The sequence below is a fragment of the Pseudomonas sp. NFIX28 genome (genome assembly GCF_900107395.1).
In the GTDB taxonomy this organism is placed as follows: Bacteria; Pseudomonadota; Gammaproteobacteria; order Pseudomonadales; family Pseudomonadaceae; genus Aquipseudomonas.
This window is the reverse complement of sequence record NZ_FNPW01000010.1, coordinates 217,202-232,080: the sequence shown is the minus strand read 5'-3', so window position 1 is coordinate 232,080 and position 14,879 is coordinate 217,202. Positions and strand designations below refer to the sequence as shown.

Genomic DNA, 14,879 nt, shown 5'->3' with positions numbered 1-14,879 from the left:
AGTATGCGAATGGGCGCCGTTGTGCGTTTAGTGACTGACCGAACCATCACGGCCAGACAACGCCCCATCCGAGCCTGACAGGTCGAACCTGCTGCAGCGCCCCTCGGACAGGTGGCGGGAAAACGGTAGCCGATGATCGTTACCGTTTTGAAACGGTGGCGATTATAGCCGTCTGCCTGCGACTTCCCAAGGATTTCTGTCGGACGATGAGCGAACGGTAATCGCGACCATAGTAGAAGCCCAATAGAGCTCTGCACCGCGGTCTGCCATGATGCCGGCATCAATCGGCAAGACGGTCAGGAGTGAGCATGAATTTCCACACCCGCAAATGGGTAAAACCCGAAGACCTCAACCCCAACGGCACGCTGTTCGGCGGTAGCCTGCTGCGCTGGATCGACGAAGAAGCGGCGATCTACGCCATCGTCCAGCTGGGCAACCAGCGCGTGGTCACCAAGTACATTTCCGAAATCAACTTCGTCAGCGCCTCGCGCCAGGGCGACATCATCGAGCTGGGCATCACCGCCACCGAATTCGGCCGCACCTCGATCACCCTGACTTGTGAAGTGCGCAACAAGATCACCCGCAAAAGCATCCTCACCGTCGAGAAGATGGTCTTCGTCAACCTGGGCGAGGATGGCCTGCCCGCTCCCCACGGCCGCACCGAGATCCGGTACGTGAAAGACCAGTTCAAGGACGACGAGCCCATCGCCTGAGTTGTCTTCTGTAGGCGCGAAGCTTGCTCGCGATCAGGCCTGTCAGGCGATGCGGTCTGATCAAAGAAATGCGACGCCTGGACGAGCCGATCGCGAGCAAGCTTCGCTCCTACGGGTGCAGGTTGTCAGTGAGCGTCCTGCTCGGCGGCTGGGGCGTCCTTGGTCACATGGCGCACCAGCTTGCCGATGGTCAGGCCCTGCAAGAGGATCGACGACAGCACCACGATGTAGGTGATGCTCAGCACCAGATCGCGCTCCGGGCCCAGTGGCAGGGCCAGCGCCAACGCCACCGAAACCCCACCGCGCAGGCCGCCCCAGGTCAGCACCCGGATGGTGCCGCGCGGCACGCTGCGCCAGCGGCGCAGCAGGACGATGGCCGGGGCCACGGTAAGCAGGCGCGACAGCACGATCGCCACCGCCAACAGGCTTGCGGCCAACAAATGCAGCCAGTTGAACGGCAGCAGCAACAGCTCCATGCCGATCAGGGCGAACAGCAAGGCGTTGAGCATGTCGTCGAGCAGTTCCCAGAAACCGTCCAGGTAACGCCGGGTCATCTCGTTCATCGCCAGGTTGCGCCCCAGGTTGCCGATGATCAGCCCCGCCACCACCATCGCGATCGGTGCCGAGACGTGCAGTTCGCTGGCCATCGCCGAGCCGCCGATCACCAGGGCCAAGGTCAGCATCACTTCGATCTGGTGTTGCTCGATGCTCTTGATCATCAGGTACACCAGGTAGCCGATCAGCCCGCCGAACACCACGCCGCCGATGGCTTCATGGGCAAACAGCAGGGCGGTGGCGCCGACGGTCGGGGTTTCGCCGAGCTGGGCGATCCCCAGCAGCACGGTGAACACCACCACCGCGGTGCCGTCGTTGAACAGCGATTCGCCGACGATGGTGGTTTTCAGTGGCTTGGAGGCGTTGGCGGTACGCAGCACGCCGAGCACCGCGATCGGGTCGGTCGGCGAGATCAGCGCACCGAACAGCAGGCAATAGAGGAAGCTCACATGCCAGCCGAACAGGCCGAAGATCCAGTAGGCCAGGCTGCCGATGACGAACGTGGCGATCAGCACGCCGACGGTGGCCAGCAGGCCGATGGGCCAGCGGTAGCTGCGCAGGTCGTTGAGGTTGACGTGCAAGGCGCCGGCGAACAACAGGAACGACAGCATCCAGTTCATCAGCAGGTCGCCGAAGTCGATCTGGCCGATCAGCTGTTGCACGTGCTCTTCCAGGCCGGGGTAGCCGAGGAAGCTCAAGCCTTGCAGCAGCAGGGAAAACAGCAGGGCGGTGACCATCACGCCGATGGTGGGTGGCAGGCCGATAAAGCGGAAGTTGACGTAAGTGAGCAGGGTGGTCAGGCAGATGAAGGCGGCAACGAGTTCAAGCATCCGGAGTCCTTTGGATAGCAGCGTGAAAAGAAAACCCGAAAGCCATCGGGCAAGGCTTTGATGGGGCGCTGGCGGCCGGGGGCACAGCGATCAGGAAAGTTCAGATTCCTCTGTCGGTGAGCCGCTCGGTGCGCGCTTCTGGGAACGGCTGTTGATTGGCCGCGTGCTCGGCGGCCTTGTCGAAGCTCAGCCGGATACCTGGGTTGCGGCCACCTGGCGGCGTTGCAGGTAAATGAACAGCAGCGCGGTCAGCACCGTCAGCCCGCCGACCAGCGCGCCGGTCCACGGCAGGTCGGCCAGGTCGGCACCGCTGGCGACGACCAGGCCGCCGATCCAGGCACCGGCGGCGTTGCCCAGGTTGAAGGCGCTCTGGTTCAGGGTCGAGCCCAGGTTGGGCGCTTCATGGGCCTGGTCGATGATCAGCAATTGCAGGATCGGGCACAGGGCGAAGGCGAAGATCCCCCACAGCAGCAAAGTGATCGCCGCCGGAACCAGCATGCGGCTGGTCTGGCTGAACGCGGCCAACACCAGCACCACGGCCAGCGCCATGGCCACCAGCGACGGCAGCAGGCGACTGTCGGCCAGGCGTCCGCCGAGCATGCTGCCGGCTGTCAGGCCGACGCCGAACAGCAGCAACATGATGGTCACGCCATGGGGGCTGACGCCGGTGACGTCCTGCAGGATCGGCGCGATATAGGTGAAGACGCTGAACAGACTGGTGGACGCCAGCACGCTCATGCCCAGGGCCAGCAGCACGTTGGTCTTGCCCAGCACCTTGAATTCGCTGGCCAGGTTGGCCTTGTCCATGGCGATGTGTCGCGGCAGCCAGAGCCATTGGGCAATGGCGGCGACCACGCCGATCACCGAGACCGCCCAGAAGGTCGAGCGCCAGCCGGCGTATTGCCCCAGCGCGGTGCCCAGTGGCACGCCGAGCACATTGGCCAGGGTCAGCCCGGTGAACATCATGGCGATGGCCTGGGCGCGCTTGTTCGGCGCCACCAGGCCGGCGGCGACCACCGAGCCGATGCCGAAAAACGCACCGTGGCACAACGCGGTGATCACCCGCGCCGCCATCAGCGTGACGTAGTTCGGCGCCAGCGCGCAGAGCACATTGCCGAGGATGAACATCAAGGTCATGCCCAGCAACGTAGCCTTGCGGGGCATGTTGGCGGTGCCGACGGCGAGGATCGGCGCGCCGAATACCACGCCGAGGGCGTAACCGGTAATCAGCAGGCCCGCGTGGGGAATGCTGACGGACAGGTCGCGGGCGACATCGGGCAGCAGGCCCATGATGACGAATTCAGTGGTTCCGATGCCGAAGGCGGCAACGGCCAGTGCGAGCAAGGCGAGTGGCATGCGAGGATTCTCTGTCTGTAGTCTTGACGCTCTGATCAGGCATACGCATGCCGGCTTTCCCCCTCCAGTGGATCAGGTCCAGCGGATCGGGCAGCGGCAGGAATTATTGGAATAGACATATGCGCAACTGAGTGCGGCGTGGTCGGCGTCAGTATAGACAGACGCTGTGCTCAGGTGAATCGATTCTCTTCAAGCAAACAGGGAGTGTGAAGTGCTGGCGACAACTCTGGTTCTGGTTGCGGCGCTGCTGCATGCAGCGTGGAATACCCTGATCAAGTTCAGCGGCGAACGGTTGCTGGTGGTGGCCTGCATGGACAGCGTCGCCTTGCTGTTCGTGGCGCTGATGCTGGGGTTCGTCGATTGGCCACCGTTGGAGATCTGGCCGTGGATCCTGGCGTCGGCGGTTTTCGAACTGCTCTACCGCTACCTGCTGATCCAGGCTTATCGGGTCGGCGACCTGGGCCTGGTCTATCCGCTGATGCGCGGCCTTTCGCCCCTGGTGGTGCTGGCCCTGACGCTGATCTTCGCCGGCGAGGTGCTCAGCCCCCAGCAGATCCTCGGCATTTTGCTGATTCCGTTCGGCATGCTGTGCCTGCTCTGGCAGGGCGGTGGCGGCGACCGCCTGCCGTGGTCGATGTTGCCGGTGGTGGCGCTGATCGGCCTGTGCATCGGTTGCTACACCTTTATCGACGGCCAGGCCTTGCGCCGCTGGTCCCACCCGCTGGACTACCTGGTGTGGGTGACGCTGCTCAGCGCCTGGCCCTTTCCGTTGCTGGCGCTGCTGCGCAAGCGGGCGGCCTTCACCCTGTTCTGGCGCGAGCAATGGCGGCTGGGGCTGAGTGTCGGGTTCTGCGTATTGTTCAGCTACGCTCTGGTGCTGTGGGCGATGCAGCTGGGATCGATCGCCGAGGCTGCGGCGCTACGGGAAGTCAGTGTGATCCTGGTGGTGCTGTTCGGCATGCGTTACCTGAAAGAACCTTTCGGGCGGCCTCGGCTCTTAGCATGTGGGCTGGTGCTGATCGGCATGCTGGTGATGAAGTTCTGACCACGCTCCCCCTCTCATGACTTTAAGAAAAAGGACTCTGCCATGACTGTCGCTTTCTGGTGCGTATTGATCGCCATCCTCCTGCCTTATCTGTGTAACGGCCTGGCCAAGTTCAGCGGAGGCGACTTTGGCATGCGACACAACCACGACCCCCGGGCCTATCTCGAGAGCGTCGAGGGTTTCGCCCGACGGGCACATGCCGCGCAGCTCAACAGTTTCGAAGTGACCCCGGCTTTCGCGGCAGGGGTGATCATTGCCCACATCGCCAACGTCGCCGAGTTGGTGACCATCGATGTGCTGGCGGTGCTGTTCATCACCAGCCGCCTGCTGTACATCATCTGCTACCTGGCGGACTGGGCGATCCTGCGTTCGCTGGTGTGGTTCGTCGGCTTCGCGCTGATTGCCAGCTTCTTCTTCGTCTCGATCTGAGCCTCGCCGCTGCCGCCTCTCGATAAGGTGGCAGCAGCGACCCGCTATTTGCTGTCGGTGACTTCAGGCACTTTCGGCAGCGTGGCGCCCTTGGGCCAGAGCATCCAGATCTGGCCCTGCTGTTTCATGTCTCCCGCCAGTTGCCCGGCCGCGTCGCCGGTGCCCCAGAACAGATCGGCACGAACTTCGCCGGTGATCGCGCCGCCGGTGTCCTGTGCCGCCACCGGGCGAATCAGGCTGCTGCCATCCGGCCGGGTGGTGGAGAGCCACAGCAGGCTACCCAGCGGTATCACCTTGCGATCCACTGCCACGCTGTAGCCGGAGGTCAAGGGTACGTTCAGCGAACCGCGCGGGCCTTCGTTGCTGTCCGGGTTGCGGTTGAAGAACACGTAGCTGGGGTTGCTGCCCAGCAGTTCCGGGATGCGATTGGGGTTGGCCTTGGCCCAGGCCGCGATGGTGCCCATGGTCACCTCTTCTTTTTTCAGCTCGCCCTGATCCACCAGCCAGCGCCCGATGGGGCGGTATGGATGGCCGTTCTGGTCGGCATAGCCAATGCGCAGCTGGCGCCCGTCTTCCAGCTGGATGCGGCCCGAACCCTGGATTTGCAGGAATTGCAGGTTCATCGGGTCGGTCAGCCAGGCGATCACCGGCGCCTTGACGCCCTTGGTCTCGATGGTCGCGGCATCGTCATAGGGTTTCAGCACCCGGCCTTCGAGGCGGCCGCGCAGGCGCTTGCCCTTGAGTTCGGGGTAAATGCTGTCGAGGGCGACGACGATCATGTCTTCCGGCACGCCATAGACCGGCACCGAGGCGACCTGGGTCTGGGTCAGGCTGCCGGGATAGACCGGTTCGTAGTAGCCGGTGATCAGGCCGTTGCTGCTGCCACTGGCCGAGCGCAGGCCGTAGACGTCCAGGTGTTGCTTGAGGAAACCGCGGACATCGAGGGCGGTCAGCGGCACATTGGCCGCCGATGCACAGGTCGGGCCCCACACCGGGTCGGCCTTCAGGCGGGTGCAGGCACTGCGCCAGGAGCCAAAACCGGCCAGCAGATCGGCGTCGGACACCGTGGGCAAGGCTTCCCAGCTGGCGCTGGTGTAAGTGGCGATGGCGTGGGGCTGGGGTGGCTTGCCGACTTCGCCGCCATTGCATCCGGCCAGTAGAATCGCGGTCGGCAAGGCCCAGGCCAGGTGTCGACGCCACAGCTTGAAACGGGTGTTCATTGGCTAGTTCCTTTGTGGTTTGCCTGGGCGCAGGGCCGTGTCAGGCAATCCGTATTGTTAATAGGGCTATTGGTCTTTGCCGGGCAGGCGAGGATACTGGCGGCCGTTTTCCGTGACCCGAAGCCACCATGACTCTTAAAAGACTCTCTGTTGTATTGCTGGCCTGCCTGGCGTTGTCCGCTTGTGGCGGTGTCGATCCGAATTCCCCGCTGGGCCAGCGCAAGGCGATCTTCAAACAGATGCTCAAGACCGGTGAAGACCTGGGCGGCATGCTCCGTGGGCGTATCCCGTTCGACGGCCCGCGTTTTACCGAGGGCGCGATCAAGCTGGACAGCCTCTCCCATGAACCCTGGAAGCATTTCCCGCAGGTCAGGGAGCAGGAGCACACCAGCGCGACCGACGATGTCTGGCAGAAGCAGGCTCGTTTCCAGGAACTGGCGCGCACGCTCGAGGCGGCCACCGGTGAATTGGTGATCGCCAGCAAGGTCCAGCCGTACAAGGCCAGCAACCTGGGGCCGGCGGTGCAAAAGGTCGAAGATGCCTGCAGCGCCTGCCATAAAGAGTTTCGCGATCACTGATCCCGCTGCCTGAAGTCTCTGCGGCAGGCATACCTGCCGCAGCGCTTCGAACTTACTTGTCCAGCTCGTCGAGGGCTTCCTGCAACTCCTTGCGGGACTCGGCCAGCTTGTCCTTGCGCTTGTTGATCTTCTCGGCGTCGCCTTTTTTCATCGCCTTGTCCAGGTCGGTCTGGCGCCGGCTGACTTCATGCTTGGCTTCCAGCACTTTGTTTTCGCGCTCCTTTTTCAATGAGGCGTCGGTGCAGTGGGCGGTGGTTTCGCTCAGGGCTTTTTCCAGGCCGGCCTGTTGCTCGCTGTTGCCGTGGGCTTTGGCCTGTTCGATCTGGGTGCTGATGGCCTGGCGCTTGGCGGCGCAGCCCGTGAGTTCCGGGGGCTGTTCGGCGGCCGTCAGGGCCGGGGCTGCGAGGCTGAGTGCGGCGAAGAGGGTGAGCGGTGCAAGAAATTTCATAAAGACTCCATGTGAAAAGATGAATAGAGGAGTGGGGCGATGGGCTGTTTGAGCCGCCTGCGCCCCTGGGGTTCAACACCGCCGGCGGTAAAGGTTTCAGAAGCCCTCGATGCCGGCGGCACGTAATTTCTCAATCAAGGCCAGGACCTCTGGATCGCGGAAAAAGGCGCTCAGTTGAGCGGCGCGTCCCGGGCCGATAGCGCTTTGGGTCTGCCATTGTTCGGTGGTTCTGGCGGCCAGCACCGCCCAGTCATTCTCGAGCGTGGCGTTGCCGATTGGCGGTAGTCCAAGGGCTTTGAGCCAGCGATGAAACGGTTGCTGGCGGGCGCTGTGCAGGCTGTCCAGCAAACGCTTGATACTGCGTTCGCCAAGGCCGGTAATGTTAGCAAGCTCTGCAGGCTCGAGGGTCAACCAATCGACCAGGCCGTTGATAAGCCCTGCGTCCAGCAGCTTTTGCCAGGTGCCGGCGCCGACATGGGGCAGGTCCAGCCCGGACTTTCCGCTCAGCCAGGTCAGCCGGGCGAGGAACTGGCTCTCGCAGCCAGGCAGGGGTTGCCAGCAACTGAGCGCATGGAAGGCCGAGGCGTCCGGAGCCTGCACCGGGGCACGCTCGGGCGCCCGCAGCACTACGGTATCCAGGCGCGGGATGGTCAGGCCGGCGAGGCTGATCGATACCTGGTCGCCGGGGCGGATATCCAGTTCCCGCCAGCGTGGCAGCGAGCCGACGCTGACCCGCCTGATCTGCCGGTCGTCCAGCTGGATCGGCTCCAGCTCGAGCAACGGAGTGATCCGGCCTGTGCGGCCGACCCTGAACTCGACCTTGCGCACCACGGCCAGGGCCTGGGCGAACGGGTATTTCCACGCAGCGATCCAGTAGGGCGCCTTGGCCTGCCAGCGCTGCGCCGGCGGGCGCTGGCTTTGGCGCAAAATGATGCCATCGCTGGCGAAGGGCAGGGCTGCGCGATACCAGTGCTCTCGCCAGCGCCGGGCCTCGGCGAGCGTGGCGATGGGCTGGCTGTATTCGCTGCTGTGGGGAAAGCCCAGCGCCTTGAGTCCGGCCATGCGCTGCTCCAGGGTGCTCGGGCCTTGTGGCCAGTCCCAGACGAACAGGCCGATCTGGCCGGCTTGTCCGGCGTCCAGCTGGTTGCGGGCCAATAGGCCGGCGACCTGGCTGCGGGCATTCAGGCTGCCGGCCCTGGCCTGTATGTGATTGTCCTGGCGCCAATAGAGCTCGCCCTGCAACAGCAGGTCCCGAGGTTCGGGCAGGCGTTTGGGGATGGCGCCTATCAGCAGTGCGGGCCGGGTCCAGTCCTGGCCCCGAACGCCGTCGCCGCGGCTGATGGCTTGCTGGAACCGTCCCTGGCGATAGATCAGGGTCACGGCCACGCCGTCGATCTTGGGTTGTCCCCAGACCTCTTCGCGCCCGGCGAGCCAGTGGCGCACGGCGTTTTCATCGGCCAGTTTCTCCACGCCGGTATGGGGAATGGGATGGGCCATGGTGCCGCGAGCGGTGCGCAGTGGGTCGGTGGCGCTTGCGGCAACGGCGGGGAAGCAGCTTTGCCAATGTTCGAGCCGGGCGCGGGACTGGTCGTAGAGTTCATCGGCCACCAGCGATTGGCCTTCGCGGTGGTAGCTGTCGTCCCAGCGGTCGATTTGCTGGCGCAGGCTGGCCGTTGCGGTTTGCGCCTGGGCAGGCGTCCAGTCCGGGCATGGGCTGGCGGCGCTCGGCAGGGCGAGGGCGCTCAGCAGGAGGCCGGCCAATGGCATTGCTCTGTAGGGCATGGGGAGCATCCTTGCTCGAGGGAGTCAGTTTGCAGGCTAGAAGGGTGGGCCGCGGGGAGAAAGGGCGTATCGGTTGCCGGGTATTTCGGGGGAAGTGGCTTGGCGGCGCAGAGGCAGGCCCTGGCAGGCGTTGAGCGGATTGGTGCTGCAAACCATGAAACCTGCAGCCACAAAAAAGCCCCGCGAGGCGAACCTGGCGGGGCTTGGCTTGTCGCTGCGGCGATTACAGGTTGGCAGCGGCGCGCAGGGTTTCGGCGCGGTCGGTCTTTTCCCAAGTGAAGGTGGTGAAGGTGTCGTCACCCACGGTCTTGGTTTGCGGGGTGCGGCCGAAGTGGCCGTAGGCCGCGGTTTCGCGGTACATCGGGTGCAGCAGGTCGAGCATGGTGGTGATCGCGTATGGGCGCAGGTCGAACACTTCGCGCACCAGCTTGATGATCTTGTCGTCGCTGATCTTGCCGGTGCCGAAGGTGTTCAGCGAGATCGAAGTCGGTTGCGCCACGCCGATGGCGTAGGACACCTGGATCTCGCAGCGCTCGGCCAGGCCGGCGGCGACGATGTTCTTGGCCACGTAGCGGCCGGCATAGGCTGCCGAACGGTCGACTTTCGATGGGTCCTTGCCGGAGAACGCGCCGCCGCCGTGACGGGCCATGCCGCCGTAGCTGTCGACGATGATCTTGCGGCCGGTCAGGCCGCAGTCGCCGACCGGGCCGCCGATGATGAACTGGCCAGTCGGGTTGATGTGGAACTGGGTGTCCTTGGACAGCAGTTCGGCCGGCAGCACGTGCTTGACGATCAGCTCCATCACGCCTTCGCGCAGGTCTTTGTACGACACGTCAGGGTTGTGCTGGGTCGACAGCACGACGGCGTCGATGCCGACCACCTTGCCGCCTTCGTAGCGGCAAGTGACCTGGGACTTGGCGTCCGGGCGCAGCCACGGCAGCAGGCCGGACTTGCGGGCTTCGGCCTGGCGCTGCACCAGTTGGTGCGAGAAGGTGATCGGGGCCGGCATCAGCACGTCGGTTTCGTTGCTGGCGTAGCCGAACATCAGGCCCTGGTCGCCGGCGCCCTGGTCTTCAGGCTTGGCACGGTCGACGCCCTGGTTGATGTCCGGGGACTGCTTGCCAATGATGTTCATCACGCCGCAGGTCGCGCCGTCGAAACCGACGTCGGAGCTGGTGTAGCCGATGTCGGTGATGACATCGCGAACAATCTGCTCCAGGTCGACCCAGGCCGAAGTGGTGACTTCGCCGGCGACGATGGCGACACCGGTCTTGACCAGGGTTTCCACCGCTACGCGGGCGTGCTTGTCCTGGGCAATGATGGCGTCCAGCACCGCATCGGAAATCTGGTCGGCGATTTTGTCCGGATGCCCTTCAGACACGGACTCGGAGGTGAAAAGGGAGTATTCGCTCATCTCGACGGTTTCCTAAAATTTACCGATGGTGAGTGTCGCCAGCCGGTCGCTGAAAGTGGCGGACCTGGATCTGGAAACCATTACGTAAACCTACATACAGACTTTCTCCGGGAACCAGTCCCGCAGCGGTGGCCCAGCGGGCCAGGTCGTCCTGGTCAAACCCCAGCCAGAGATCACCGCAGGCCTCCCTGGCCCAACTCTGGTTGTGGCTGCACAACTCTGTCACTAACAGGCTGCCGCCCGGTTGCAGCAGGCCGGCGAGGCGCTTGAGCGCATCGGCCGGCGCGGCGAAATGGTGCAGGACCATGTTCAGCACCACGCAATCGGCCGCCAGGCTCACGCCATTCAATGCATCGGCCAGTTGCAGGCTGACGTTAGCCAGCGCTTCGCGTTCACAGACCTGGCGTGCCAGCTCGAGCATGGCCGGGCTGTTGTCCAGCGCGATCACCTCGGTGAAGCGGTGGGCCAGTTCCGGCAGGAAACTGCCATCCCCGGGGCCGACTTCAATCGCCGTGGCGGTGTCCGTGAAGTTCAGTTTGTCGAGCAGTGCCAGCACGCTTTCGCGGTACTGGGGCAGTCCGGCGATCAGGTCCTGCTGGGCGCGAAACTTTTCCGCGACCCGGGAGAAGAAGTCCTGGCTGGCGGCCGCCCGCTGGCGGTGCACCAGGCCGATACGCGCCTGGACGTCGCCGGGCAGCGCCAGGTTGTCCACTTCATCCAGCAAGGCGGCGTGCAGCCTGCCGCCCAGCAGTTCGGTGTGGGGTAGGGCGCGGCGGTAGAAAATTGCGTTGCCTTCGCGGCGGGTCGCCACCAGGTCGGCCTGGGCCAGGACCTTCAAGTGGTGGCTCATGCCGGACTGGCCAATGGCGAAAATCTGCGCCAGTTCCAGGACGCCGAACGAATCGTTGGCCAGCGCGCGCAATACATTCAGCCGCAGCGGATCGCCGCCGGCCTTGCACAGGGCCGCCAGCTCGTCGCAGTCATCATGGCTTATGGAGGGCGCGCGTAAATTCATAAGGCCAGCAGTCTAGTGACGCACCCCCGGCCTCGCAAGAGCAATATCAAAAAGTTTTGATATTGCTCGATAGATGGCACTTGGCGGAGGTCGCCATGTTCTACAGACGAACTGCGGAATGGTTTCATCAACCGATTGCGCCGTTATCGACTGGAAAAACGCGCCAGAGTCGCTATCTGTCATTGCCCCCGGCCTACCGGCTGAGGGAAAATGCACGCCTTTTTCCGATTCGTTTTATTCAACTCGATCTAGATAACCCCCAGGAGATCAGCGATGCCAAGCCGTCGTGAGCGTGCCAACGCCATTCGTGCCCTCAGCATGGATGCCGTGCAAAAAGCCAACAGCGGCCATCCCGGTGCCCCTATGGGTATGGCGGATATCGCCGAAGTACTTTGGCGTGACTACCTGAAGCACAACCCGAGCAATCCATCCTTCGCCGACCGCGACCGCTTCGTGCTGTCCAACGGCCACGGCTCGATGTTGATCTACTCGCTGCTGCACCTGACCGGCTACGACGTCACCATTGACGACCTGAAGAGCTTCCGCCAGTTGCACAGCCGCACCCCGGGCCACCCGGAATTCGGCTACACCCCGGGTGTCGAGACCACCACCGGCCCGCTGGGCCAGGGCCTGGCCAATGCCGTGGGCTTCGCCCTGGCGGAAAAAGTCCTGGCGGCGCAGTTCAACCGTCCAGGCCACAACGTCGTCGACCACCACACCTACGTGTTCCTGGGCGATGGCTGCATGATGGAAGGCATTTCCCACGAAGTCGCTTCCCTGGCCGGCACCCTGGGCCTGGGCAAGCTGATCGCTTTCTACGATGACAACGGCATCTCCATCGACGGCGAAGTCGAAGGCTGGTTCACCGACGACACGCCAAAACGTTTCGAAGCCTACAACTGGCAGGTGATCCGCAACGTCGACGGTCACGACCCGGAAGAGATCAAGACCGCGATCGACACCGCACGCAAAAGCGAGCAGCCGACCCTGATCTGCTGCAAGACCACCATCGGTTTCGGTTCGCCGAACAAGCAAGGCAAGGAAGACTGCCACGGCGCGCCACTGGGCGCCGAGGAAATCGCCCTGACCCGCGCTGCGCTGAAGTGGAACCACGGTCCGTTCGAAATCCCGGCCGACATCTACGCCGAGTGGGACGCCAAGGAAGCCGGTCGCGCGGTCGAAGCCGACTGGGACCAGCGTTTCTCCGCCTACTCCGCCGCATTCCCCGAGCTGGCCAACGAACTGGTGCGTCGCCTGAGCGGCGACCTGCCGGCCGATTTCTCCGAGAAGGCCGATGCCTATATCGCCGAAGTCGCGGCCAAGGGCGAAACCATCGCCAGCCGTAAAGCCAGCCAGAACGCCCTGAACGCGTTCGGCCCGCTGCTGCCGGAGTTCCTTGGTGGTTCGGCCGACCTGGCCGGTTCCAACCTGACCCTGTGGAAAGGCTGCAAGGGCGTCAGCGCCGAAGACGCCAGCGGCAACTACATGTATTACGGCGTTCGCGAGTTCGGCATGACCGCCATCATGAACGGCGTCGCCCTGCACGGCGGCCTGGTGCCTTACGGCGCGACCTTCCTGATGTTCATGGAATACGCGCGCAACGCGGTACGCATGTCGGCCCTGATGAAGCAGCGCGTGATCCACGTCTACACCCACGACTCCATCGGTCTGGGCGAAGACGGCCCGACGCACCAGCCGATCGAGCAGATCGCCAGCCTGCGCTGCACCCCGAACCTCGACACTTGGCGTCCAGCCGATGCCGTGGAATCGGCGGTGGCCTGGAAAAGCGCGATCGAGCGCAAGGACGGTCCTTCGGCGCTGATCTTCTCCCGCCAGAACCTGCAGCATCAGACCCGCAATGCCATGCAGGTCGCCGAGATCAGCCGCGGCGGCTATGTGCTCAAGGATTGCGCAGGCGAGCCTGAACTGATCCTGATCGCCACCGGTTCCGAAGTCGGCCTGGCGGTGCAGGCCTTCGACAAGCTGACCGAGCAGGGCCGCAAGGTGCGCGTGGTGTCCATGCCATGCACCAGCGTGTTCGATGCCCAGGACGCCGGTTACAAGCAGTCGGTCCTGCCGCTGCAGGTCAGCGCGCGTATCGCCATCGAAGCCGCTCACGCGGACTACTGGTACAAGTACGTCGGCCTGGAAGGTCGTGTCATCGGCATGACCACCTACGGCGAGTCGGCTCCTGCGCCGGCCTTGTTCGAAGAGTTCGGCTTCACCCTGGAAAACATCCTGGGCCAGGCTGAAGAGCTGCTGGAAGACTAAGTCCGCCAGCCGCGTTGCCTGTTGTTCTTCGCGGGCAAGCCTCGCTCCTACGGATCATCGCGATCCCGTAGGAGTGAGGCTTGGTCCGGGCGGCGATCCGATGATGACAATCGAACAGGCAATGCGACATTGACGGATTCACCCCGGTAATCGAGAACCCCATGCCTCAACCGCGTCCCTACAAAGTTGCACTCAACGGCTACGGCCGGATCGGTCGTTGTGTCTTGCGTGCCCTGTTCGAACGGGGGGCTGCGGCCGGGTTCGAGATTGTCGCCATCAACGATCTGGCCGACATGGCCAGCGTGGAATACCTGACGCGCTTCGACTCCACCCACGGCCGGTTCCCCGGCGAAGTGAAGGTCGACGGCGACTGTCTGCATATCAATGGCAACTGCGTGAAAGTCCTGCGCAGTGCCACCCCCGAAGGCATCGATTGGGCGTCCCTGGACGTCGATCTGGTGCTCGAATGCTCCGGCGCCTATCACACCCGTGAAGATGGCCAGCGTTTCCTCGATGCCGGCGCGCCGCGGGTGCTGTTTTCCCAGCCGATGGCCAGCGAGGCGGATGTCGACGCCACCATCGTCTACGGCGTCAACCAGCACTGCCTGACCGGCGACGAGCTGCTGGTGTCCAACGCATCCTGCACCACCAATTGCGGCGTGCCGCTGTTGCGCCTGCTGGACCAGGCCATTGGTCTGGAATATGTGTCGATCACCACCATCCACTCGGCGATGAACGACCAGCCGGTGATCGATGCCTACCATCATGAGGACCTGCGCCGCACCCGTTCGGCGTTCCAGTCGGTGATCCCGGTGTCCACTGGTCTGGCGCGCGGCATCGAACGGCTGCTGCCGGAACTTGCCGGGCGAATTCAGGCCAAAGCTGTGCGCGTGCCGACCGTCAACGTGTCCTGCCTCGACATCACGATGCAGACCGTAAGCGATACCGACACCGGCGAAGTCAACCGGATCCTGCGCGAGGCCGCCACCAGCGGTCCGCTCAAGGGCCTGTTGGCCTACACCGAGCTGCCGCATGCCAGCTGCGATTTCAACCATGATCCACATTCGGCGATCGTCGATGCCAGCCAGACCCGTGTTTCCGGCCCGCGGCTGGTGAACATCCTGGCCTGGTTCGACAACGAATGGGGTTTTGCCAACCGAATGCTGGATGTGGCAGGGCATTACCTGCAAACAGCTGCACCCCAGGCTGTCTCTTAACTCTCC

14 protein-coding genes and 1 riboswitch are annotated in these 14,879 nt (G+C 63.7%); of the genes, 7 read left to right on the top strand and 7 right to left on the bottom strand.

Features of this window, described 5'->3' with window-relative positions:
- Positions 1–4 precede the first annotated feature (4 nt).
- A riboswitch (S-adenosyl-L-homocysteine riboswitch) is annotated at positions 5–111 on the bottom strand.
- 197 nt (positions 112–308) lie between these two features.
- Positions 309–713 (top strand): acyl-CoA thioesterase, encoded by a 405-nt coding sequence (locus BLV20_RS20170; RefSeq protein ID WP_007932525.1) that lies wholly within the window; start codon positions 309–311, stop codon positions 711–713.
- A 125-nt stretch (positions 714–838) separates the two neighbouring features.
- Here BLV20_RS20170 and BLV20_RS20165 read toward each other — a convergent pair whose 3' ends face one another.
- Together BLV20_RS20165 and BLV20_RS20160 are read right to left on the bottom strand one after the other, a co-directional pair.
- A complete protein-coding gene (locus tag BLV20_RS20165; RefSeq protein ID WP_092304240.1) occupies positions 839–2,098 on the bottom strand; it encodes a cation:proton antiporter in 1,260 nt (419 codons plus the stop codon).
- 186 nt (positions 2,099–2,284) lie between these two features.
- Positions 2,285–3,454, bottom strand: a complete 1,170-nt coding sequence (locus BLV20_RS20160; RefSeq protein WP_092304239.1) for an MFS transporter — start codon at positions 3,452–3,454, stop codon at positions 2,285–2,287.
- Between the two features lie 211 nt (positions 3,455–3,665).
- Between BLV20_RS20160 and BLV20_RS20155 the strand changes: the two genes are divergently transcribed.
- Positions 3,666–4,499 carry an EamA family transporter gene (locus tag BLV20_RS20155; protein WP_092304238.1) on the top strand — a complete coding sequence of 278 codons (834 nt, stop codon included), beginning with the start codon at positions 3,666–3,668 and terminating at the stop codon, positions 4,497–4,499.
- A 42-nt stretch (positions 4,500–4,541) separates the two neighbouring features.
- Complete coding sequence (locus BLV20_RS20150) at positions 4,542–4,928, top strand: MAPEG family protein (RefSeq protein ID WP_092304237.1); 387 nt, start codon at positions 4,542–4,544, stop codon at positions 4,926–4,928.
- 44 nt (positions 4,929–4,972) lie between these two features.
- Here BLV20_RS20150 and BLV20_RS20145 read toward each other — a convergent pair whose 3' ends face one another.
- Positions 4,973–6,148: a murein transglycosylase A gene (locus BLV20_RS20145; RefSeq protein ID WP_092304236.1), complete on the bottom strand. Its 1,176-nt coding sequence runs from the start codon at positions 6,146–6,148 to the stop codon at positions 4,973–4,975.
- A gap of 128 nt (positions 6,149–6,276) precedes the next feature.
- Between BLV20_RS20145 and BLV20_RS20140 the strand changes: the two genes are divergently transcribed.
- Entirely contained in the window at positions 6,277–6,726 is a 450-nt protein-coding gene (locus BLV20_RS20140) for a c-type cytochrome (RefSeq protein ID WP_092304235.1), read from the top strand.
- A gap of 52 nt (positions 6,727–6,778) precedes the next feature.
- Here the strand turns inward: BLV20_RS20140 and BLV20_RS20135 are convergent, their stop codons facing one another.
- From BLV20_RS20135 to BLV20_RS20120, 4 genes are all read right to left on the bottom strand, one after another.
- A complete protein-coding gene (locus BLV20_RS20135; protein ID WP_092304234.1) occupies positions 6,779–7,174 on the bottom strand; it encodes a DUF1090 domain-containing protein in 396 nt (131 codons plus the stop codon).
- 96 nt (positions 7,175–7,270) lie between these two features.
- Positions 7,271–8,956 (bottom strand): NAD-dependent DNA ligase LigB, encoded by a 1,686-nt coding sequence (gene ligB / locus BLV20_RS20130; RefSeq protein WP_092304233.1) that lies wholly within the window; start codon positions 8,954–8,956, stop codon positions 7,271–7,273.
- A gap of 223 nt (positions 8,957–9,179) precedes the next feature.
- Complete coding sequence (metK, locus tag BLV20_RS20125; protein ID WP_009045984.1) at positions 9,180–10,370, bottom strand: methionine adenosyltransferase; 1,191 nt, start codon at positions 10,368–10,370, stop codon at positions 9,180–9,182.
- 19 nt (positions 10,371–10,389) lie between these two features.
- On the bottom strand, positions 10,390–11,385 hold the full coding sequence (locus BLV20_RS20120) for an ArsR/SmtB family transcription factor (protein WP_092304232.1): 996 nt from the start codon (positions 11,383–11,385) through the stop codon (positions 10,390–10,392).
- A 95-nt stretch (positions 11,386–11,480) separates the two neighbouring features.
- Between BLV20_RS20120 and BLV20_RS31085 the strand changes: the two genes are divergently transcribed.
- From BLV20_RS31085 to epd, 3 genes are all read left to right on the top strand, one after another.
- A complete protein-coding gene (locus tag BLV20_RS31085; protein ID WP_139192723.1) occupies positions 11,481–11,675 on the top strand; it encodes a hypothetical protein in 195 nt (64 codons plus the stop codon).
- Positions 11,659–13,656 carry a transketolase gene (gene tkt, locus BLV20_RS20115; protein ID WP_092304231.1) on the top strand — a complete coding sequence of 666 codons (1,998 nt, stop codon included), beginning with the start codon at positions 11,659–11,661 and terminating at the stop codon, positions 13,654–13,656. The genes BLV20_RS31085 and tkt overlap by 17 nt, the downstream gene beginning before the upstream one ends.
- Before the next feature lie 161 nt (positions 13,657–13,817).
- Positions 13,818–14,873 (top strand): erythrose-4-phosphate dehydrogenase, encoded by a 1,056-nt coding sequence (epd, locus tag BLV20_RS20110; protein ID WP_092304230.1) that lies wholly within the window; start codon positions 13,818–13,820, stop codon positions 14,871–14,873.
- Positions 14,874–14,879 lie beyond the last annotated feature (6 nt).